The organism is Hymenobacter antarcticus (assembly GCF_039539545.1).
GTDB classification, from domain to species: Bacteria; Bacteroidota; Bacteroidia; order Cytophagales; family Hymenobacteraceae; genus Hymenobacter; species Hymenobacter antarcticus.
In genome coordinates this window covers 22,815-43,024 of record NZ_BAABDI010000024.1, presented here as the reverse complement: position 1 = coordinate 43,024, position 20,210 = coordinate 22,815, and the positions used below count along the sequence as shown (strand labels likewise).

The window sequence follows — 20,210 nt, the reverse complement described above, 5'->3', positions numbered from 1 at the left end:
CCGCCGCCCGCAATAGCGCCGCGGCAGTGGCAGGGCGGGTAACCGTACGAGCCGTGCGAAGTTTCCGGACGGTCAATGATAGGGATTTCAGCGGCCAGGCAAAAATATGCCGCCGCCAATGGCAACTGAATCGCAGGCGGCTTACCTTTCGGCCGCTCCCCAATTCCCGCTCCCCGCCTATGCAGCCCACGCCCCACGCCCCCGATGCCCTTTTCCCCGATGCCCTGCTGGTGGAAGTGGCCTGGGAAGTCTGCAACCAGGTAGGCGGCATCTACACGGTTATCCGCAGCAAGGTGCCGGCCACCATGCCGGCCTGGGGCGACCGGTACTGCCTGCTGGGGCCCTACTTCCCCAACCAGGCGCAGGGCGAGTTTGAGCCCGTGGACGAGCTGGCCCTGCACACCGCCTCCGACCCCTACGCCGCCGCCGTGCGCGCCATGCGCGCCCAGGGCTACGATGTGCAGTTGGGCACCTGGCTGGTAACTGGCCGGCCCCGCACGGTGCTCATCAACCCGTTTCAGGCCTACCCGCAGCTCGGCCAGCTCAAAACCGACCTCTGGGCCCGCCACGGCATTCCGGCCCCCGATACTGACGATTTACTGCACCAGGTTATTGCCTTTGGGCATCTTACCACGGTTTTCTTTCAGCACGTCGCGCAGCAGGTAGTGGCCGGGCAGCGTCTGCTGGGCCATTTCCACGAGTGGATGACCGGCGTGGCCATTCCGGAGCTGCGCCGCCTGCAGGTGCCCGCGCACTTGCTCTTCACCACCCACGCCACGCTGCTGGGCCGCTACCTGGCCATGAACGACGCCAATTTCTATGACCACCTGATGTGGGTGGACTGGGAAACCGAGGCCAAAAAATTCAACATCGAGCCGGCCGTGCGCATGGAGCGCGCCGCCGCCCACGGCAGCCACGTATTTACCACGGTGAGCGAGCTGACCGTGCGCGAGTGTATCTATCTACTGGATAGAATTCCGGACGCGGTGCTGCCCAACGGCCTCAATATTGAGCGGTTTGTGGCCCTGCACGAGTTCCAGAACCTGCACCAGCAGTACAAGGCCAAGATTCACGAGTTTGTGATGGCCCACTTCTTCCAGTCGTATTCTTTCGACCTGGATAAGACGCTGTATTTCTTCACCTCGGGCCGCTACGAGTACCACAACAAGGGCTTCGATTTGACCCTTGAAGCCTTGGCCCGCCTCAACCACCGCCTCCAGGAAAGTGGGCTGGAAGGCCAGGTGGTGATGTTTTTCATTACCAAGCGGCCCTTCACCAGCATCAACCCGCAGGTGCTGGAGCGCCGCGCCATGCTGAACGAGGTGCAGGAAACCTGCCGCGCCATCGAGCACCAGGTGGGCGAACGGCTGTTCTACGCCGCCGCCGCCAGCCAAGACCACAAGCTGCCCGAGCTGGGCGCGATGGTGGACGACTACTGGAAGCTGCGCTACCGCCGCACGCTGCAAAGCTGGAAAACCAATGCCCTGCCGCCCGTCATCACCCACAACCTGGTGAACGATGGCGACGACGACATCCTGGCCTTTATGCGCCGGGCCGACCTGCTGAACCACCGCCACGACCGGGTGAAAATGGTGTACCACCCCGATTTCGTGTCGCCCTCCTCGCCCCTGCTGGGCATGGAATACGGCCAGTTTGTGCGCGGCTGCCACATGGGCGTGTTCCCAAGCTACTACGAGCCCTGGGGCTACACCCCGCTCGAATGCGTGGCCCGCGGCGTGCCCGCCATCACCTCCGACCTCTCGGGCTTTGGCGACTACGTGCTCCAGACCATCCCCGACCCCGAGCAGAAAGGCATTTTCGTGGTCCACCGCCAGGAAAAATCCTTCGACGAGTCGGCCGAGGAGCTGTGCGACATGCTCTGGCAGTTCGTGCAGCTCAGCCGCCGCGAGCGCATCATGCAGCGCAACGCCGTGGAGAGCTCGGCCGAGCTCTTCGACTGGAAAAACCTGCGCGTGCACTACGACCGGGCGTATGCGCTGGCCCTGGAACGGCAGTAAAATCGCAGCGAACCTCAGCGGGGCTGGCGCGCGTCACAAACGCGCGCCAGCTCGTTGGTATGTAACAGCAGGCATGAACAATATTATGAAAAAGCTTTTCGTAGCCATTCTCCTCGTCTCAACCTCCGCCGCGCTCGCCCACGAGTTCTGGCTGGAAGCCCCGCGCTTTCGCCTGCAACCGGGCCAGACGGTGAGCGTGCGCCCGCTGGTGGGCGAAAACTTCCACGGCGAGCCCTGGACCACCAAAGCCGCGAAAATCCAGCGCCTGGTGCGCTACGGCCCTGCTGCGGGTGACAGTACGGACCTCACGCCCGCCCCCGGCTTCGCCCCCACCGACACGTTCCGCACGGCCTTCACCTTCGCGCAGCCCGGTACCCACGTCGTGCTGCTGCGCTCCACCAACTCGTTCATCGAGCTGCCCGCCGACAAGTTCACGGCCTACCTGCGCGAAGAAGGCCTCGACTACGCCCTGAAGCTGCGCCAGGAAAACGACCAGACCGCCCAGCCCGGCCGCGAAACCTACCGCCGCTGTGCCAAAACCCTGGTGCAGGTGGGCGATGCCGCCGCCACCTCGCCCGCTACCGACAGCGCTTGCCGCCGGATTTATGGTTTGCCGCTGGAATTAGTGCCCGAGCAAAACCCCTACCGCCTGACCGCCGATAAAGCCCTGACGCTGCGCGTACTGCGCAATGGCAAACCCGCTTTTGGGGCAGCCGTGCAGGTGTGGCAGCGCCAGCCCAAGGGCCTGCCGACCACCCATTATACCACCCGCGCCAACCAAAACGGCCGTGTGCTGTTACGCTTGTCCGGCCCGGGGCCTTACCTGGTGGCCGCGGTGGATATGAGCGCGGCCCCGACCAAGTTGCGTGACCGCGCCGACTGGCAATCAACCTGGGCGTCGCTCACCTTTGCCGGGCCGCCCGCCGCCACTTCGCGGCTCCCCACAAAACATTAGCCAACTTCACCCCAGATTTTAGGTTTTTTCTTTACCTTCGCTGTTCTCTTAGTCTCCTTGCCCTACGCTGTATGAAGTACACGATTGATAAAAAAGAAAGCTACACCATCATTACCATTGAGGAAAAGAAGCTCGACACCACCGTCGCGCCCGACCTCAAATCGGAATTCGTGAAGCTGAACGCCGAAGGCATCAACAACCTGATATTGGACCTCACGAACGTGAAATACACGGATTCGTCGGGCCTCAGCTCTATTCTTATTGCCAACCGTTTGTGCAATTCCACGGGCGGACTGCTGGTGCTCACCGGCTTGCAGGACCATGTGCTTAAGCTTATCACCATCAGCAAGCTCGAGTCGGTGCTGCACATTCTGCCCACCGTGGAGGAAGGCATCGACCGCGTATTTCTGCATGCCATCGAGCGCGACCTGACGGATAAAGAGTAGGGCTTTTTAGTTGTCAGTAGTTGGTTGCCGGTTGTCAGTTATTGAACTTGGCAATCGGCAACCATTTTTTTGTTTCCGGCCCATTTCCCTCCTGCCTCTCGCGCACCTAACCATTATTTGCCTTGACTTTTGAGCTGAAGATTTTGGGGTCGGCTTCGGCCACGCCGGTGCAGGCCCGCCATCCCACGGCGCAGGTCCTCACGGCCGGTGCCAGCAACTACCTCATCGACTGCGGCGAGGGCACCCAGTGGCGGATGCTCGAGCACCGGGTGCGCCCGCACCACCTGCGGGTCATTTTCATCTCACACCTGCACGGCGACCATTATTTTGGCCTGTTTGGCCTGCTCGGCACCATGCACTTGCAGGGCCGCACCCAGCCGCTCACCATCATCGGCCCGCCCGGCCTCGATGAGGTGTTACTGGTGCAGGCCCGGGTGTCGGGTATGCAGCTGGGCTTCGCCATGGAATTTGTGCCGGTGAATACTGAAGTTCACGCCGTGGTGTACGAAGACGAGCACCTGAGCGTGGCCACGCTGCCCATGCGGCACCGCATCCCCTGCGCCGGGTATCTTTTCTCAGAGAAGCCGCGCCGTGCCAACTTACTGAAAGACAAGCTGCCCGCTGGCCTCACGCCGCAGCAGCTGGCCCGCTTGGCCCAGGGCGACGACCTGCCCGCCGACGACCAGCAACCCGGCCTGCGCCACGCCGACGTGGCCGGCCCCGCCCCCATTCCGCGCCGCTACGCCTTCTTCTCCGATACGCTCTACACGCCCGCGCTGGCCGAGCTCATTCGCGGGGCCGACCTGCTGTATCACGAGGCCACCTTCCTGGAGGACATGCGCGACCGGGCGGCCCAAACCCACCACAGCACCGCCCGCCAGGCCGCCCAGATTGCCGAGGCCGCCGGCGTGAAGCGCCTGCTGCTGGGCCACTTCTCCAGCCGCTACAAGTCGCTGGAGCCGCTGCTGCACGAGGCCCAGGCCGTGTTCGAAACCGCCGAGCTCGCCAACGAAGGGCTGGTCGTGAGCCTGTGAACATCCCATCTGTCATCCCTGGTAAGCTCAGGATGACACGACAATCAATATCGAATTAAATGTCCCGCTTCGCGCTCAAAAAACAGCAACTGTACCTCGTTCTCAGTGGCATCTTTTTGGTGAATGCCCTGCTCGCTGAAATAATCGGGGTCAAGATTTTTTCGGCTGATAAACTCATGGGCCTGCCCGGCAACCTGACGGCCGGCGTGCTCATCTGGCCGGTGGTGTTTGTGACTACCGACATTATCAACGAATATTTCGGCAAGGCCGGCGTATTGCGCATCAGCTACCTCACGGTGGTGCTTATTCTGTTTGCGTTTGGGGTTATCTACCTCACCACCAAGCTACCCCCGGCCGATTTCTGGCTCGATGTGAACAAGACGGACAACGAAGGCCGGCCATTCAACATCGACTTCGCCTACCAGAGCATTTTTCGGCAGGGCCTGGGCATCATCACCGGTTCCATCGTGGCGTTTGGCGTGGGGCAGGTGCTCGATGCCACCATTTTCGCGGCCATTCGCAAGGCCACGGGCGGCCGGTATATCTGGCTGCGGGCCACCGGCTCCACGCTGATTTCGCAGCTCGTTGATTCGTTCGTGGTGCTCTACGTAGCATTTTACGTGTTCGGCAACTGGACCATGAACCAGGTTATTGCGGTGGCTAATACCAACTACTGGTACAAATTCGCGGCGGCCATTCTGCTCACGCCGGTGCTGTACCTGGCGCATTTTCTGATTGACCGCTACCTGGGCCAGGAGGAAACGGAGGAAATGCAGGTGGAAGCGGCGGAGAACGTGAGTGTATAGCGACCCATCAGCCACTATTTTTGCCGACCCAGATGCGCTTATTCTCGTTTTTGCTGATGATAGCGGCGCTGCTGCTACCCGCAAGGGCGCAGGCCCAGTTCACTTTTGCGCCCGGCACCTATCAATTAGCCAACGGCACAAAGGGTACCGCTTCGCTGAAGCTGGTACTGGCCGAAGGCGGCCGCCCCACGGTGGTAGTGGGCAGCAAGAACAGCCGTGAGCGTACTTTTCGCCCCGCCGACCTGCCGGCTTTCACCATTGACACGCATCGTTTTATTAAGGTGAACGACTTTCGTTTCCTCAGCGGTACCGATGCGGAATTTCCGGGCGCTGCCTGGCTGGAAACGCTTGAAACAGGCCCGGTGGAGCTATTTTACTACCATTACCAAGTGGAGATGGGCCCCAACTTCAAGGCTCACGCGAAGCTGCCGATACTGCGTAAAGCCGGCACGACTACGTTCTTTGCGTACGCGCCCGGCCGCACGCCGGGCTTCGACCAGAAGCTGGCCCCTGGTGGTTTCGTGGCGGCCCTCTTCCCGGCCGACCCCGTGCTCCAGCGGCAGTTTGCCACCAACAGCGTCAGCCGGGCCCAGCTCGCGGCCGTGGTGCGCGCCTACAACCAGGGCGTGCGCTTAACTCCTTAATCAACCATATGTCCCGCATTCTCACCGGCATCCAAAGCACCGGCCGCCCCCACCTCGGCAACCTGCTCGGGGCCATCCTGCCCGCCATCGAGCTGTCGAAAAACCCAGCCAACGACTCGCTCTATTTCATCGCCGATTTGCACTCGCTCACCACCGTGCGCGACCCGGAGCTGTTGCGGGCCAACACCTACGCCGTGGCCGCCGCCTGGCTGGCCTGCGGCTTCGACACCGAAAAAAACCTGTTTTACCGGCAGTCCGACGTGCCGCAGGTGACCGAGCTGACCTGGTACCTGAGCTGCTTCACGCCCTACCCGATGCTGGCCAACGCCCACTCGTTCAAGGACAAGAGCGACAAGCTCTCGGACGTGAACGCCGGCCTCTTCACCTATCCGGTGCTCATGGCGGCCGATATTCTGCTCTACGACGCGGAAATCGTGCCCGTGGGCAAAGACCAGATTCAGCACCTTGAGATTGCCCGCGACATTGCCAGCGCGTTCAACGCCCGCTACGGCGACACGCTGGTGCTGCCTGAGGCCCGCGTCGATGCCCAGCTGATGACCATCCCCGGCACCGACGGGGCCAAGATGAGCAAGAGCTACGGCAATATCATCGACATTTTCCTGCCCGAAAAAGACCTGCTCAAGGCCATCAAAACCATTATTTCGGACAGCACCGACCTGGCCGACCCTAAAAACCCGGACACCGACACCACCTTCAAGCTTTACTCGCTGCTGGCCACGCCGGCCGAAACCGAAACCATGCGCGCCAACTACCTGGCTGGCGGCTACGGCTATGGCCACGCCAAAAAGGAGCTCTACGAGCTGATTCTGCGCCGCTTCGCGAACGAGCGAAAACTATTCAATTTTTACATGAATAACATACCTGCGCTGGAGGCTAAGCTCATAACTGGCGCAATAAAAGCGAGAGCAATAGCGAACAGAAATCTAGCAAAGGTTCGCGAAAAAGTTGGCTATGGTTTCAATGGCCCCGTTCGAAATCCCAATGGCACTTATAAATCATATATCTCCAGAACAGATATAAATTCAAATGACTATTCGGACTTACCATTTTGAGCTTAGCCCAACCAAATAACTATTCCGACCATTTTGGACATCATTTCGCAGACTCGTAACAAAGGTCAATATTAAATTTTCATATATGTACTTGACCGTTATCGACTCTTGGCTATACTTTTCTGATTTCTTTTTCAATTTATTTAATATGGCGATTTTACGCAGTTCATTGAACTGCGGTAATCCTATCGGGCCATATTGAATCATCTTACCATCTTCATCATGTACAACAGTTAGCCAGCCTTTGGCACTTTGCCCAACTGTGCTATTGGGTTTGTAGGCCCACGTTAGAAAAGTGGCATCATCTTTTGTCTCGTTACTGTAAACTTCCCAACCTCGTTCGCTTAGATATATATCACTCTCTTCTTCGGTTGAGTTGTATACTTTCTTAAGTTGGTTCAAGGTTAGAGTCTGAGCATTAATTGTACTGGCTTTTAAAAGCAGCAGGAAGATTAGTGTTTTCATGATTTGGTCAAAGAATTGTTTTTTGTTTGATGATACATTGGGATGTAAAATATTTTTTTACATCCCAATGTATCACGTACATGGCCATTTAAAACTGTGAATCCTGCTCGTTCGAGAAACTGAAACCTACTTTACTACCACGACTAACCTGCTGATTCTCCAGCTTCTGCTTGACGCTGATTTTTTGAATTTCGGCTAGGCCCGGGGCGATGAGGTCGTTGTTGACGGCCGCAATCATGGCGCTTTCCACGAACAGGCGCATGGCCTCGGGCGTCACCGCGTTGTCGGCCATGTCGTTGTCGGGCAGCTCCAGCTGCTGCACGCCTTCGAGGAAATAGTGGTTGTCGATGTTGACCAGCAGGCGGCCCACCAGGTAGCCCGGGTCGTTCATTCGCTGGTACTTGATGCTGTCGGCCATGAAGTTGTAGGCCATGATGTGGCCGAAAAAGCGGCGGCGGAAATCGCCGGCCACGTAAGCGCTGGGCATGGGGCCGTAATCGTCGGGGAAGGTGACGACGTTGGAGTGCATCACGAAAATGAGCAAATCGCCCGAAAACCGGATGTGAAACTCCATATCATTGATGGACCGGTACTCAATCACCACGGTCGAATCGAGCGGCGTCAGCTTGCGGGTAAGCTCCACCACCAGCTCCTGCGACACCAGGCGCAGGCAGTCGAACGCCGCTAACGCATTGCGGAAAATAGCCTGTTTTGCCGCTGACTTCTGCTTGAGGCCATCGAAAATCTGATTCAGGCGGTCGGCCGGGGCCTGGGTGGGTGAGCCGGCGGCGGCAGTGGGCTGATTATTGGTGGCAGTGGCCCCGCTGTGGACGGATTCGGGCGCGCTGGCCGTGGCCCCGCCGGACGGCGTGGCCACGGCAGTTTTGCGCGCCTGGCCGGCGCGCGCGGGCTTTTTGCGGGGCGCGGCGGGCGGCAAGGGCGGCGGCAGCTCGGCGGGCACCGGGGGCGTATCGGTGGTGAACAGCGCGGGGTCGACGGACTTTTTGGTGGGTGATTTGGCCATGAGAGGAGGGAATTACGCCCGAAAACTGGCGGCGGGGGAAAAGTATAAGCAGCCCGGCCGACTATGGCCGCCGCAACGGCGGCGCGGTCAGCCCACGGGAGGTACGCAAGGAAGCACGGCTGTAGTTTCACTTTCTGCTGGAGGCCGGACGGAAAAAGCCGCCGTTTCGGCCGTGCCCACGGCTGGCGGCTCACTCAATTGGGGCATCACGGCCCACTCCGAGCTGCGAAACGCCACCGTGCGCAGCCCTGCCCCGGGGCCATCGGCAGCCGGCAGCAGCATGGGCTGCGCCGAGGGCTGACGCAGAGCCTCCCCCACCGAGCGCACGGCCCCGGCCGGCACGGCGCGGCGCTCCAGCTCGGCCAGCAGGGCGTCGCCATCCACGGCGGCAATGCGGGCGGTGAGCTGGGCTTCCAGCTCGGCGCGATGGGTGACGCGGGCGGCGTTGGTGGCAAAACGGCTATCGGTGGGCCAGGCGGGCTGGTGCAAAGCGGCGCACAGCTGCCGAAACTGGGCATCGGAACCCACGGCCAGCACCAGCGGGCGGCCATCGGCGGCGCGGTACACCGTGCCGTAGGGCACGATGCTGGGGTGGCCCGAACCCAGCGGCTGCGGGTCGTGCCCGGTTACTAAATAGGTGGCGGCCTGGTTTGCCAGAGATGCTAAAGCACTGTCCAGCAGGCTGACTTGCACCAGCGCCCCCCGCCCGGTGCGCTCCCGCTGAAACAGGGCGGTGAGCAGGCCTTCTTTCAGCTGGTGCGCGGCCAGCAGGTCGACCATGGCCACGGGCATTTTCTGGGGTGGCTGGCCGGGGCCGGCGGCGTTGAGGTGCATGAACCCGGCTTCGGCCTGCAGCACGGCATCGTAGCCGGCGCGGGCGTGGTCGGGGCCGTAGCCAGTGAGGTGGCCGTAAATCAGGCGCGGGTTTTCCTGGGCCAGCGTGGCGTAGTCGGCGTGCAGCTTTTCGGCGTCGCCGGGCTTGTAGCTGGTTAGCACGATATCGGCCTGGGCGGCCAGGCGGTGCAGAGTGGTTTGGCCGGCGGCGGTAGTCAGGTCCAGCACCAGGGACTTTTTTCCCCAATTGGAAGCCGCGAAATAAGCAGAAACCGAAGCATCGGCCGGCGCGGAGGAAGCACTTGTTTCAGAGGCTGTTTTCCAGGTGCGGGTGACATCGCCGGCCGGGCTTTCAATCTTGAGCACTTCGGCCCCCAGCTCGGCAAAGAACTGGCCCACCTGCGGGCCGGCCAGCACGGAGGCGAGTTCGAGGACGCGGAGGTGAGCGAAGGGCGGATGATTCATGCCGCAAATAACATCAACTACACCCGCCCGGCGCGAACAAATACCGGGAACGTGATTTGCCGCTCGCCCGCGCCCCACCACCGCGTCAGCTCCTCGGCAATTAGTGCCACGGCATCCTCGCCCCGCTCCTGCTGGTACCTGGCCACGCTCGACCAGGTGCGCAGGTACTGCAAAAACCACGCGGCCGACCACTGCCGCCGCACCGCGAAATGCGCCCGCCGCACCCCGGCAAACGGAAACGGAATACGGGCATACTCGTCGTCGATGTGCCAGCGGTTCGCGTCCCAGTACGGACCTATCGTGTGGCGGTAGAAATGCCGGATGAACGGGTCAATTTCCGGGCTGATTTCAATCAGGCCGTAGCCCCATTCGGCCAGCACCGCGCCGAACCGGGCCACGCGGCGCACTTCGGCGTGGTAGGCGTCCGGCTCGAACCAATGCACAGACTGGGCCACGGTGATGAGGTCGAAACGCCCGGCGGGAAACGACGTGTGCTCGGCGCGGGCCGCTTGGTAGTGGATATTGGGGCGCGGCGCGGCTTGAGCCAGCTGGCTGGCACTGAGGTCGGTGGCATCCACCCGCACGAAACTTTCGGCCAGCACGGCGGCCACTTGCCCGTTGCCGGTGGCGCAGTCCCAGGCCCGCTCGCGGCCCGCTACCTGAGGCAACAGCCAGGCGTAGAGGTCGGCGGGGTAGTCGATGCGGTAGCGGGCATAGTCGGCGGCCTGGGCGGAGAAACGGTCGAGAGCGGGCATGGGGCAGGGTTATCGATAGCCATAAAGAACGTCATGCCGAGCCTGGCCGAGGCATCTTGCGTGCCACCACTAATCCATAAAGCGGCCACGATTGAGTTACTCCCACACGCGAGATGCCTCGGTCTCTGCTTGATGCGCAGAATGCTCGGCATGACGTTCCTTTTCAACCTATTCTCACCCATCGCTCAACACTCATCTCCCGCCGTATCTTTACTTCAAATCAAGCGGTTTGCTGGCCCACGAATCAAGGTCAGCCCAATAATTCACTCCAAATAAGCTGAACCTTGACGTTTCACGAATTCAACCTCCACGACGACCTGCTGGCTGGCATCGACGCCATGAATTACAAGCAGGCCACCCCCGTTCAGGAACAGGCCATCCCCAAGATTCTCGAAGGCAAAGACCTGATTGCCTGCGCCCAAACCGGCACCGGCAAAACTGCCGCCTACCTGCTGCCGCTGCTCGACAAGATTTCGCACGCCAAGCATGGCCATACCACCACCCTCATCCTGGTGCCCACCCGCGAGCTGGCCACCCAGATTGACGAGCAGGTGATGGGTTTCGGCTACTACGTGGAAGCCAGCAGCATTGCCATCTACGGCGGCGGCAAAAGCGAGGGCTGGGAGCAGCAGAAGCGCGCCCTCACCTCGGGGGCCGACATCATCATCGCCACGCCCGGCCGCCTCATCGCCCACTTGCAAATGGGCTACGTGAAGTTCGACCAAATCAAGTACTTAGTGCTCGATGAGGCCGACAAGATGATGGATATGGGCTTCTCGGATGACATCTTCAACATCGTGCGCCAGCTCCCCACCAACCGGCAGACGCTGCTGTTTTCGGCCACGATGCCGACTAAAATCCGCGACTTCTCGCAGCAGATTCTCAAGAACCCCGAGGAGATTCGCCTGGCTGTGTCCAAGCCCGCCGCCGGCATCGACCAGCAGCTCTACATGGCGTTTGACCGCCAGAAAATCTACGTCCTCGAGCACATCATCAAAACCCAGGATGTGCAGAGCATGGTGCTCTTCACCAGTCAGAAAGCGGCCGTGGGCGGCATCGTGAAAGCGGTGAATAAGCTGGGCATCGAAGCCCGGGGCATCAGCTCCGACCGCACCCAGGAAGAGCGCGAGGAAATCATGCGCGCCTTCAAAAACAAGCAGTTCCCCATCCTGGTGGCCACCGACGTGCTCAGCCGGGGCATCGACATCGACTCGCTGAGCCACGTCGTGAACTACGACATTCCCCGCGCCGCCGAGGACTACGTGCACCGCATCGGCCGCACCGCCCGCGCCGCTACCAAAGGCACCGCCATCACCTTCATCTCGGACCAGGACCAGGACCGGGTTTTGAAAATAGAAAAGCTCATCGAGCGCGACCTCGAAAAGCGCGCCATCACCGAGGAGCTGGGCCTGGGCCCGGCCCCGGAATTCGACCCCAAGCGCTTCGCCGGCCTGGGTGGTAAAATCGGCGGCCGCCCGGCTCGTGGTGGCCACGGCGGTGGCGAACGTGACCGCGGCCCCCGCCCCGAAGGCGACCGTGGCCCCCGCCGCGAAGGTGGCGGTGGTGGCGGCCGCGATGGAGCCCGCGACGGTGGCCGCCCGCCCCGCCGCGACGCCCCCGACCCCAAAGACCCCAGGCACCTGGAGCGCCTGGCCAACGCCAAAAACGCCCTCGCCGCCCTCGATGCCGGCCACGCCCCGGCCGTGCCCTATCAGCGCCCCCCGCGCCCCGAAGGCGAAGAGCGCCGCGACCGTGGCCCCCGCCCCGAGCGCGCCCCACGCCCGGAGGGTGAGGCCCGCCCACCCCGCGAGCCCCGCGCCCCGCGACCGGAAGGCGAGCCGCGTGAGCCGCGTGCTGAAGGCGAAAGCCGGCCGCCCCGCGAGCCCCGGCCCGAAGGCGAAACCCGCGAGCCGCGTGCCGAGGGCGAACGCCGGGGCAACCGTGGCGGCCGCAACCGGGGCGGCCGTGGCCCCCGGCCCGAAGGCTCCGCCGCCCCAGCGGCTGGCGAAACTCCAGCTGCTCCGGCCGCTGAATAGGTTGCCAACCGAGCAGTATCGACATAAAAAGAGCGACCTACAAGCCGCTTTTTTTATGTCGATACTTTAAGTACTTGTGCAAAAATAACCGTATTCGAGTCGGGCCTGCCGGTCTGACCGCTCTAGGCGGTCTGACCGGTTGAAGCAACAACGATTTCGGTCCAACGACAACCGGTCAGACCGCCTAGGGCGGTCAGACCGGGGCATACGCTTACTTCTGCACGAGTACTTAGTACAATCAGGTAGTTGCTACGCCGAAACTGCCCTGAATCATGGTGGCGAAATCAGCCTCGCTCATGCCGGCTTTGGCGGTTAGCAGGCCCTGGGCATCGGTGCCGGCAATGTAGCGGAGCTGTGACGCGCCATCGGTGGCGGCGGTATAGATGACCTCGGCAATCTGCTCGGGGGCGCTGGCCGCGCCGCCGTGCTCGTTGAAGGCGGCCAGCACGCTGCGCACCTGGCCGGCGTAGGGGTTGGTATCGTCGTTGGGGTCGACGGTCATTTTGAGTGAGCGAGTGGCGAAGTCGGTGGCCACGCCGCCGGGAGCCACTACTTTGACGTGGATACCGAACGGAGCCAGCTCGTACCACAGCGACTCGGAAAAGCCATCGAGGCCAAACTTGGTGGCGTGGTAGAGCGAGTTCATTGGAAAGGCCGTGCGCCCGCCCACTGAGGTAATATTGATGATAACGCCGGATTTCTGCGCCCGCAAAATCGGCAGGGCCGCCCGCGTTACGGCAAATACCCCGAACACATTCGTAGCAAACTGCGCCTGAATCTGCTCATCGGTAGCCGACTCGAACGGGCCAACTAAGCCGTAGCCCGCGTTGTTGATGAGCACATCGAGGCCACCGAAGTCGGTGTGCGCCTGTTCGATGGCGCGGGACGCGGCAGCGGTATCGGTTACGTCGAGGGCGTAGACGCGCACATTGGGCAGGTCGCCAAATTTGGCGTCGGCGGGGTTGCGCATGGTGGCGGCCACCTGCCAGCCATGCTGGGCAAACAGACGCACGGCGGCCGCGCCGATGCCAGTGGAAGTGCCGGTGATAAAGACGGTTTTAGACATGGCTGGGAGCAATAGTACGGTGAGTATATTACCATAGACGCACGCCCCGGCGCTATGCTTTACCGCCCCCGCTCACCTGAAATAGCTGGGCTACCAACGGGGTGGCGGTAACCTGGTCGGCTTCCGCATCGGGGCCATATTGCCGCTCCTTGATGTGGGCCAGGCCGAACCAACGCGCAAACCGGAAAAATACCCGGCCATTGTAGTAGTTACGAATTTGCGCTTCGCGGGTCATGTACTCAACCTCCTGCACCGAGTTGATGATGAAGGGAAACGCCAGCAGGTATTTATCGGCGTAGAACTCCATGAGTCGGGGGTCGGAGCCAAACCGGGCCAGCAGGTAGATGGAATAGGCCCAGGCCAACTGCCCGGCCGGGGATTCGTCGTTGCCATACACGTCGAAATAGCCCCAGTTGAACTTGCTGGTGAATACCTCCAGCAGCAGCCGCAGCAGCTGGGACCGTTGCGCAGGCGGCTGGAGCAGCTGCCCTTTTTTGGTAACGGTGAGCTTGCCGTGTATTTTTTTCACGAGCCCGGCCCCCGTGGCGATGATGTGCACGGTGTGCAAAAACGACGAGTCGATTTCCCGGTTAATCTTCACGAAGCCGCTCTCAACGAATTCGTCCGGCAGAATGCCGTGGCCGTACAGCTCGTGCAGATACTTGCGGGGCAGCGCGCCACCGGCCGTCAGCTTGATGTGGCCCTCGCGCTGCACCAGCCGCAGCAACTCTTCGGTGACCCGTAGCAGCGGCACCTGGTCGAGCACGGCCGCGGGTAGCTCGGCCCGGAGCCGTACCGGCGAGGCCGCACCCAGCGGGTCGTACATCAGGTGGTGCATCTGCTCGGGGCTAAGGCCGCTGAACGATGCCAGGGGCGCATTGTTATAGCGCTGGAAATGCGCGTTTATCTCGGCAACCTGGGTGGGGCTCATAGTGGCAGGCAAAAAACGGGATGGGGTTTCGCATCACCAAGATACCCGTCTTTCTCTTACCCCACCACCTGCCCCAGGCCGAACAGCACCGTGAATACCAGCGTACTCAGGGCCATCTGCTTCAGCAGCGGGTCGAGCTGCATGGAATCCTGCCGCTGCCACACCTGGATGGCGTTGAAGGCAAACAGCGGCGCGGCCAGCGCAAACAGCCACTGCCAGGGCGAATGATACGTGAGGGCCACAAACACCGTGGCGCAGCCCAGCCCGAACACCAGCAGCAGCCAGTGGTAGCGCCGCGCATGTACCGGCCCCAGCCGCACCGGAATCGTGATTTTACCCGCCAATACATCCGACTTGATATCGCGGATATTGTTCACGTTCAGCACGGCCGTGGCGAAGCAGCCGAGGGCAGCGGCGGGCAGCAGCACGGGCAGCGGCAGCGTCCGGCTTTGGAGAAAATACGTGCCGCATACGCCCACTATGCCGAAAAACAGGAACACCGAGATATCGCCCAGCCCGGCGTAGCCATACGGGTTTTTGCCCGCCGTGTAATTCACCGCCGCCCAGATAGCCGCCAGCCCCAGCGCCAGAAACGCCAGGAACAGCCCCAGCCCCGCCGCGCCCAGTGCCACCCACAGCAGCCCCAGGCCACTGCCCAGCGCCAACAAACCACAAATCCACATGCCGCGCTTCATCTGGGCGGGGGTGATGGCGCCGCTCTGCACGGCGCGCTGCGGGCCTTCGCGGTGGATGCTGTCGGCCCCGTTCTGGGAGTCTCCGTAGTCGTTAGCGAGGTTGCTGAGGACCTGGAGCAGAATGGTGGTGAGGGCCGCTAACGCCACTACCGGGCCATTGAACTGACCGGCGGCAGCGGCTAAAAATGCTCCCGTGAGGATGCTGGCCAGGGCCAATGGCAGCGTACGCGGGCGGAAAGCGGAAATCCAGGGCGACATGGGTAGCAGGGAAAATTAAACAGCAAAAAAGAACGTCATGCTGAGCGCAGCCGAAGCATCTTTACCGCGCAACCAAGCCAAATAAGTGGATTAGTTACGCGGTAGAGATGCTTCGGCTGCGCTCAGCATGACGTTCTGCCTATGACATTAACTAACAGGAAAACTACTTCGTGATATCGGCCACCAGCTCGGGGCTCAGCGGCGTCACTTTAGAGCCGTAAAATTTCACGACCTGGCCCTTTTCGTTCACCAGGTACTTGCAGAAATTCCAGTTCGGCGCGTCGCTCACGCTGCCATTCTTGGTCTTATCGGCCAGGTACTTGTAGAGCGGGGTAGCATCGTTGCCCTTCACGGCCACGGTTTCGAAGAGTGGGAACGTCACGCCGTAGTTTTTCTCGCAGAACGAGGCTACTTCCGAGTTCGAGGCCAGCTCCTGGTTGAAGCTATTCGACGGAAAGCCCAGCACGGTCACTTTGTTGCCGTATTTCTTCGACAGCTCTTCCAGCTCCTTGTACTGCGGGGTGTAGCCGCACTTGGAGGCGGTGTTCACAATCAGCAGCTTCTTGCCCTTGTACTGGCTCAGCTTCACGGCCTTGCCGTCGATGGATTTCACGGTGAAATCGTACACGGAGGCGGGCGCGGCAGTGGTTTCGGCGGGTGTGGTCATGGCGGTGGGGGCGGCTGGTTTGGCAGCGATGAAGACTACTCCCGTGGCGGCAGTGGCCAGGGTGAGGAGAAGGTAATTTTTCATGAATTGAAGGTAAGAGTTGCGCAAGTGAGTGCGTAACCAAACGAAGGTCAGGAGGGTTTTAGGAAGTAGCGCGGTCGTACCCGGCAGGGACTTTGTAGTCCGCGAGTCAAACGTTCAGACTCGCGGACTACAAAGTCCCTGCCGGGTATGACCGCGCTACAATCAGGTAGTGGGCAGCGTGAGCCACTTCTCCAGCTGCACGGGCTGGTAGGCCGCCATCTGCGCCAGCAGGTCCTCCGGGTCGGCCGATTGCAGGAGCTGGTCGCGGTTTTCGGCGCGGAGCAGCTGGTCGTCGCGCATGCGGTCGAGGGCCAGCAGCAGGTGGTCGTAGTAGCCATCCACGTTCAGCAGGGCCACCGGCTTCTGGTGCAGGCCGAGCTGGCCCCAGGTCAGGACTTCAAACAGCTCTTCGAGGGTGCCGTAGCCGCCGGGCATGGCGATGAAGCCATCGGCGCGGTCGGCCATCATCAGCTTACGCTCGTGCATGGAGCGTACCACGTGCAGCTCGGTGCAGCCTTTGTGGGCCAGCTCTTTGGCATCCAGAAAATCGGGAATCACGCCGATAACCTGGCCGCCCAGCGCCAGCACGGCATCGGCGATGGTGCCCATCAGGCCCACGCGGCCGCCACCGTACACCAGGGTGAGGTTTTGGGCGACCATGGCAGCGGCCAGGGCTCGGGCCTGGGTAATATAAGTCGGGTTGATTCCGGCGCTGGAACCACAGTAAACGGCAATACTTTTCATAGAAGGATGTAGCGCGAAGCGGTGCTTCGCGTATCGCCGGGAAGCGGCGAAAGGATGTTAACGCAAAATCGCACGGTTTAAAAATAAGTTGAGCGGATGGCAGCATTCGCCACTTCGCGGCGATACGCGAAGCACCGCTTCGCGCTACATGCGCTCGGGCACCTGCATGCCCAGCAGGCCCAGCGACTGCTTAATCTGCTCGCCCACCCGGGCCGAGAGCGCCACCCGCAGGCTGCGCTTGGCCACGTCGGTTTCCTGGAAAATCGAGACTTCCGCATAGAACCGATTGTAGGCTTTAGCCAAATCGTAGGCGTATTGCGCGATGACGGCCGGCGAGAGGTTGCGGGCGGCTTCCGTAACCACCGAGGCGTAGCGGGCCAGCTCCTGCACCAGCTCGCGCTCGGTGCCTTCGAGGCTGGTGATGCTGCTCCAATCAGCCGTTTCAGCAATGCCCAGCTCGGCGGCTTTGCGGCGGATGGCGGCGATGCGGGCGTGCGAATACTGGATGAATGGGCCCGTGTGCCCTTCCAGACTCACCGACTCTTCGGGGTTGAAGAGCATGCGCTTCTTGGGGTCCACTTTCAGCAGGTAATACTTTAGCGCGCCCAGACCCAGCATGTGGTAGAGCTCCTCCAGCTCAGCATCGGCGAGGCCTTCGGTTTTGCCTTTTTCGAGGGTGGCGGCTTTGGCGGCGGCTATTACGTCGCGCACCAGCTCGTCGGCATCGACCACGGTGCCTTCGCGCGATTTCATCTTGCCGGAGGGCAGGTCTACCATGCCGTAGCTGAGGTGGTGGATGGCGTCGGCGTAGGGCTTGCCCAGCTTTTTGAGCGTGGCCTGCAATACCTGCATGTGGTAGTTCTGCTCGTCGGCGATGACGTAAATGCTGCTGTCGTAGCCGAAATCCTGGTATTTCAGCTCGGCCGTGCCCAGGTCCTGGGTGATGTAGACGCTGGTGCCGTCGGCGCGGAGCAGGAGCTTTTCGTCGAGCCCTTCAGCCTGCAAATCGACCCACACCGAGCCGTTTTCCTTCCGGAAGAACACGCCGGTTGAGAGGCCTTCCTCCACCCGCTCCTTGCCCAGCAGGTAGGTTTCGGACTCGTAGTAAAACTGGTCGAAATCGACGCCGATGTTCTTATAGGTAGCGTCGAAGCCTTCGTACACCCAGCCGTTCATCAGGCTCCAGAGGGCCTTTACTTCGGGGTCGCCGGCTTCCCAGGCTTGCAGCATCTGCTGGGCCTCGGTCATGAGGGGGGCGCTTTTCTTGGCGATGTCGGAGGCCACGCCTTCGGCTTCGAGCTGCTTGATTTCTTCGCGGTAGTGCTTCTCAAACAGCACGTAGTACTTGCCGGCGAGGTGGTCGCCCTTCAGGCCGGCGCTGGCGGGGGTTTCGCCGTGGCCGAAGTGCTGGTAGGCAATCATCGACTTGCAGATGTGGATGCCGCGGTCGTTCACCAGGTTGGCTTTGGTGACGGTGGCCCCGGTGGCTTTCAGAATCTCGGCCACTGAGTAGCCCAGGAAGTTGTTGCGCAGGTGGCCCAGGTGCAGGGGCTTGTTGGTGTTGGGCGAGGAGTACTCCACCACCACGTTCTGCGGGCCATCGGTGGCCACGGGCGCGGTGGCGGGCTGGGCGCGCAGCTGCTCAAACACGGCCAGCCACTCCGAATCGGCGATTTCGAGGTTCAGGAAGCCTTTCACCACGTTGTAGCCGCTCACGCGGGGCTCGTGGGCTTTCAGCCACTCGCCCAGGGCCTGGCCGATTTGCTCCGGCCCCTTGCCAAAAGCCTTGGTGAGCGGGAACGTGACGAGGGTGAAGCTGCCGGCAAACTCCTTGCGCGTGGGCTGGAGCGTGAGGCTGGCGGGCGGAATTTCAACGCCGAATACGGCCTGCGCGGCGGTTTGCAGGGCGGTTTTGAGGGAGTTTTCTAACTGTTGCACGGGGCAAAGGTACGGGCTGGCCGGAACCCCACCCCACCAGTACGTCATGCTGAGCGAAGTCGAAGCATCTCTACCGCTTCGCCCTCCCGTCAAACCTCACCCCCGGCCCCGGTTCGCTTAATGCGCGAAGCCAAAAGAGAGGGGAGCCAGGCGAAGCGGTAGAGCTGCTTCGACAAGCGGACGCCAGCTAAGCATGACCGTCAAACGACTTTCCCTAAATGCTCATTAGCCCCCGAAACTGGCAGCAACAAAAAGCCCCGTCAGTGGCTGACTTGTCCTCACCCAAGGGTCATTTTGATAGCGGGAAGAGCATTTATTCTGTTTTTGGTAATTTAATTATACTATATGGAAACCACTGTCTTATCTTTGCCGTTACCAGCGGCATAAACTATGTAATATGATTCACCCAATACAGTAGCTAATTAGAAATGAGAGTAACCGCTAGAAGAAAAATAAGAGAATATGGTGAAGCAAATGCCCAGGCAAAGGAAGAGTTAAACATCTGGTACGCGAAAGCGGAATTAGCTGAATGGAATAACCTGAACGAATTAAAGGCAGACATGCCAGCCACCGATTATATCGGGAATGACCGTTACGTTTTCAATATCAAAGGAAATCATTACCGACTGATAGCCATGCTATTCTTCCAAACTAAACGCATTTACATTCGAGAAATTTTTACTCACGCTGAATACTCCAAACTGACGAAGAAGCAAATTATAAATAGGTAGCCCCAGGCTATGCAGAATGAATCTTTAATACCCGCTATCCCCGTTAAGGCCCTACGTGAAATGAGCAAGTCCACCGAAAAAACAGCAACCAAACCGAAGGGAATTCCCACTGAGCAAGTCGCTACCAAAACAGCGTATTCCTTCGACTTTACCATTACCAGCGACGAACAGCACGAGGCCGCCATCGAGCAGATGCTCGCCTGGGAACAAGCCCCGGACGCAGCTGAAAATAAGGCCCTGGCATTGCTTGCTGATGCCGTAGAAGCCTACGAAACGGCCCAGGGCCACACGCCCGAACCACCAACAACCCTCCGGGGCATCCTTGAAGTGGAAATGTTTAAGCGGCGTATCCGGCAACGGGCACTGGCTGAGCTCCTCGAAGTCTCCGAACCTCGATTGTCCGAACTCATGAAAGGCAAACGGGAGCTGAACATGGATTTCGCCCGCAGGCTTTACACTCGGCTGAAAATTCCAGCCGATGTGATTTTCTCGATTGCCAGCTAATAACGGCGTGATAGACCGCGCCCGTCGGATGAATAGC

The 20,210-nt window shown here is 60.7% G+C and carries 20 protein-coding genes; 10 read left to right on the top strand and 10 right to left on the bottom strand.

The window, feature by feature from the left end:
• Window positions 1-179 precede the first annotated feature (179 nt).
• The 7 genes from ABD819_RS15670 to trpS all read left to right on the top strand — a co-directional run bounded on the left by ABD819_RS15670 (window position 180) and on the right by trpS (window position 6,976).
• Entirely contained in the window at window positions 180-2,018 is a 1,839-nt protein-coding gene (locus ABD819_RS15670) for a glycosyltransferase (RefSeq protein WP_345125790.1), read from the top strand.
• An 85-nt stretch (window positions 2,019-2,103) separates the two neighbouring features.
• The gene (locus ABD819_RS15665) at window positions 2,104-2,973 is read left to right on the top strand and encodes a DUF4198 domain-containing protein (protein ID WP_345125789.1); all 870 of its coding nucleotides are present in this window, start codon (window positions 2,104-2,106) and stop codon (window positions 2,971-2,973) included.
• A gap of 71 nt (window positions 2,974-3,044) precedes the next feature.
• Window positions 3,045-3,419, top strand: a complete 375-nt coding sequence (locus tag ABD819_RS15660) for an STAS domain-containing protein (RefSeq protein WP_046246220.1) — start codon at window positions 3,045-3,047, stop codon at window positions 3,417-3,419.
• Between the two features lie 122 nt (window positions 3,420-3,541).
• Entirely contained in the window at window positions 3,542-4,453 is a 912-nt protein-coding gene (locus ABD819_RS15655) for a ribonuclease Z (RefSeq protein WP_345125785.1), read from the top strand.
• A 59-nt stretch (window positions 4,454-4,512) separates the two neighbouring features.
• Window positions 4,513-5,259 (top strand): queuosine precursor transporter, encoded by a 747-nt coding sequence (locus ABD819_RS15650; protein WP_345125784.1) that lies wholly within the window; start codon window positions 4,513-4,515, stop codon window positions 5,257-5,259.
• A gap of 32 nt (window positions 5,260-5,291) precedes the next feature.
• Window positions 5,292-5,903 (top strand): hypothetical protein, encoded by a 612-nt coding sequence (locus tag ABD819_RS15645; protein ID WP_345125783.1) that lies wholly within the window; start codon window positions 5,292-5,294, stop codon window positions 5,901-5,903.
• Between the two features lie 8 nt (window positions 5,904-5,911).
• Complete coding sequence (gene trpS / locus ABD819_RS15640; protein ID WP_345125782.1) at window positions 5,912-6,976, top strand: tryptophan--tRNA ligase; 1,065 nt, start codon at window positions 5,912-5,914, stop codon at window positions 6,974-6,976.
• Here the strand turns inward: trpS and ABD819_RS15635 are convergent.
• From ABD819_RS15635 to ABD819_RS15620, 4 genes are all read right to left on the bottom strand, one after another.
• Window positions 6,965-7,441, bottom strand: coding sequence for a hypothetical protein (locus ABD819_RS15635; RefSeq protein WP_345125781.1), 477 nt, complete (start codon window positions 7,439-7,441; stop codon window positions 6,965-6,967). The genes trpS and ABD819_RS15635 overlap by 12 nt on opposite strands.
• Before the next feature lie 88 nt (window positions 7,442-7,529).
• On the bottom strand, window positions 7,530-8,465 hold the full coding sequence (locus tag ABD819_RS15630; protein ID WP_345125780.1) for a hypothetical protein: 936 nt from the start codon (window positions 8,463-8,465) through the stop codon (window positions 7,530-7,532).
• Window positions 8,466-8,552: 87 nt separating this feature from the next.
• Complete coding sequence (locus ABD819_RS15625) at window positions 8,553-9,764, bottom strand: CaiB/BaiF CoA transferase family protein (RefSeq protein WP_345125779.1); 1,212 nt, start codon at window positions 9,762-9,764, stop codon at window positions 8,553-8,555.
• A gap of 17 nt (window positions 9,765-9,781) precedes the next feature.
• Window positions 9,782-10,519, bottom strand: coding sequence for a class I SAM-dependent methyltransferase (locus ABD819_RS15620; RefSeq protein WP_345125777.1), 738 nt, complete (start codon window positions 10,517-10,519; stop codon window positions 9,782-9,784).
• Between the two features lie 338 nt (window positions 10,520-10,857).
• On the opposite strand from ABD819_RS15620, the gene ABD819_RS15615 reads away from it, so the two are divergent.
• Complete coding sequence (locus ABD819_RS15615; RefSeq protein WP_425554016.1) at window positions 10,858-12,555, top strand: DEAD/DEAH box helicase; 1,698 nt, start codon at window positions 10,858-10,860, stop codon at window positions 12,553-12,555.
• Between the two features lie 238 nt (window positions 12,556-12,793).
• Here ABD819_RS15615 and ABD819_RS15610 read toward each other — a convergent pair whose 3' ends face one another.
• The 6 genes from ABD819_RS15610 to argS all read right to left on the bottom strand — a co-directional run bounded on the left by ABD819_RS15610 (window position 12,794) and on the right by argS (window position 18,986).
• Window positions 12,794-13,621 (bottom strand): SDR family oxidoreductase, encoded by an 828-nt coding sequence (locus ABD819_RS15610; RefSeq protein WP_345125774.1) that lies wholly within the window; start codon window positions 13,619-13,621, stop codon window positions 12,794-12,796.
• A 52-nt stretch (window positions 13,622-13,673) separates the two neighbouring features.
• Window positions 13,674-14,552, bottom strand: coding sequence for a hypothetical protein (locus tag ABD819_RS15605; protein ID WP_345125772.1), 879 nt, complete (start codon window positions 14,550-14,552; stop codon window positions 13,674-13,676).
• Window positions 14,553-14,608: 56 nt separating this feature from the next.
• On the bottom strand, window positions 14,609-15,505 hold the full coding sequence (locus ABD819_RS15600) for a 1,4-dihydroxy-2-naphthoate polyprenyltransferase (protein WP_345125770.1): 897 nt from the start codon (window positions 15,503-15,505) through the stop codon (window positions 14,609-14,611).
• Between the two features lie 163 nt (window positions 15,506-15,668).
• Window positions 15,669-16,256 (bottom strand): glutathione peroxidase, encoded by a 588-nt coding sequence (locus tag ABD819_RS15595; RefSeq protein ID WP_345125768.1) that lies wholly within the window; start codon window positions 16,254-16,256, stop codon window positions 15,669-15,671.
• A 162-nt stretch (window positions 16,257-16,418) separates the two neighbouring features.
• Complete coding sequence (locus ABD819_RS15590; RefSeq protein ID WP_345125767.1) at window positions 16,419-17,000, bottom strand: LOG family protein; 582 nt, start codon at window positions 16,998-17,000, stop codon at window positions 16,419-16,421.
• A 144-nt stretch (window positions 17,001-17,144) separates the two neighbouring features.
• On the bottom strand, window positions 17,145-18,986 hold the full coding sequence (argS, locus tag ABD819_RS15585; RefSeq protein ID WP_345125766.1) for an arginine--tRNA ligase: 1,842 nt from the start codon (window positions 18,984-18,986) through the stop codon (window positions 17,145-17,147).
• Window positions 18,987-19,366: 380 nt separating this feature from the next.
• On the opposite strand from argS, the gene ABD819_RS15580 reads away from it, so the two are divergent.
• The gene (locus ABD819_RS15580) at window positions 19,367-19,669 is read left to right on the top strand and encodes a type II toxin-antitoxin system HigB family toxin (protein ID WP_345125765.1); all 303 of its coding nucleotides are present in this window, start codon (window positions 19,367-19,369) and stop codon (window positions 19,667-19,669) included.
• 60 nt (window positions 19,670-19,729) lie between these two features.
• Window positions 19,730-20,173, top strand: a complete 444-nt coding sequence (locus ABD819_RS15575) for a hypothetical protein (protein WP_345125763.1) — start codon at window positions 19,730-19,732, stop codon at window positions 20,171-20,173.
• Window positions 20,174-20,210: the final 37 nt, after the last annotated feature.

Excerpts from the sequence above, each read along its gene's own strand:
- ABD819_RS15670 (WP_345125790.1), top strand. The coding sequence starts at position 180 with ATGCAGCCCACGCCCCACGCCCCCGATGCCCTTTTCCCCGATGCCCTG.
- ABD819_RS15665 (WP_345125789.1), top strand. The coding sequence starts at position 2,104 with ATGAAAAAGCTTTTCGTAGCCATTCTCCTCGTCTCAACCTCCGCCGCG.
- ABD819_RS15660 (WP_046246220.1), top strand. The coding sequence starts at position 3,045 with ATGAAGTACACGATTGATAAAAAAGAAAGCTACACCATCATTACCATT.
- ABD819_RS15650 (WP_345125784.1), top strand. The coding sequence starts at position 4,513 with ATGTCCCGCTTCGCGCTCAAAAAACAGCAACTGTACCTCGTTCTCAGT.
- ABD819_RS15645 (WP_345125783.1), top strand. The coding sequence starts at position 5,292 with ATGCGCTTATTCTCGTTTTTGCTGATGATAGCGGCGCTGCTGCTACCC.
- trpS (WP_345125782.1), top strand. The coding sequence starts at position 5,912 with ATGTCCCGCATTCTCACCGGCATCCAAAGCACCGGCCGCCCCCACCTC.
- ABD819_RS15635 (WP_345125781.1), bottom strand. The coding sequence starts at position 7,441 with ATGAAAACACTAATCTTCCTGCTGCTTTTAAAAGCCAGTACAATTAAT.
- ABD819_RS15630 (WP_345125780.1), bottom strand. The coding sequence starts at position 8,465 with ATGGCCAAATCACCCACCAAAAAGTCCGTCGACCCCGCGCTGTTCACC.
- ABD819_RS15625 (WP_345125779.1), bottom strand. The coding sequence starts at position 9,764 with ATGAATCATCCGCCCTTCGCTCACCTCCGCGTCCTCGAACTCGCCTCC.
- ABD819_RS15620 (WP_345125777.1), bottom strand. The coding sequence starts at position 10,519 with ATGCCCGCTCTCGACCGTTTCTCCGCCCAGGCCGCCGACTATGCCCGC.
- ABD819_RS15615 (WP_425554016.1), top strand. The coding sequence starts at position 10,858 with ATGAATTACAAGCAGGCCACCCCCGTTCAGGAACAGGCCATCCCCAAG.
- ABD819_RS15610 (WP_345125774.1), bottom strand. The coding sequence starts at position 13,621 with ATGTCTAAAACCGTCTTTATCACCGGCACTTCCACTGGCATCGGCGCG.
- ABD819_RS15605 (WP_345125772.1), bottom strand. The coding sequence starts at position 14,552 with ATGAGCCCCACCCAGGTTGCCGAGATAAACGCGCATTTCCAGCGCTAT.
- ABD819_RS15600 (WP_345125770.1), bottom strand. The coding sequence starts at position 15,505 with ATGTCGCCCTGGATTTCCGCTTTCCGCCCGCGTACGCTGCCATTGGCC.
- ABD819_RS15595 (WP_345125768.1), bottom strand. The coding sequence starts at position 16,256 with ATGAAAAATTACCTTCTCCTCACCCTGGCCACTGCCGCCACGGGAGTA.
- ABD819_RS15590 (WP_345125767.1), bottom strand. The coding sequence starts at position 17,000 with ATGAAAAGTATTGCCGTTTACTGTGGTTCCAGCGCCGGAATCAACCCG.
- argS (WP_345125766.1), bottom strand. The coding sequence starts at position 18,986 with ATGACGTACTGGTGGGGTGGGGTTCCGGCCAGCCCGTACCTTTGCCCC.
- ABD819_RS15580 (WP_345125765.1), top strand. The coding sequence starts at position 19,367 with ATGAGAGTAACCGCTAGAAGAAAAATAAGAGAATATGGTGAAGCAAAT.
- ABD819_RS15575 (WP_345125763.1), top strand. The coding sequence starts at position 19,730 with ATGAGCAAGTCCACCGAAAAAACAGCAACCAAACCGAAGGGAATTCCC.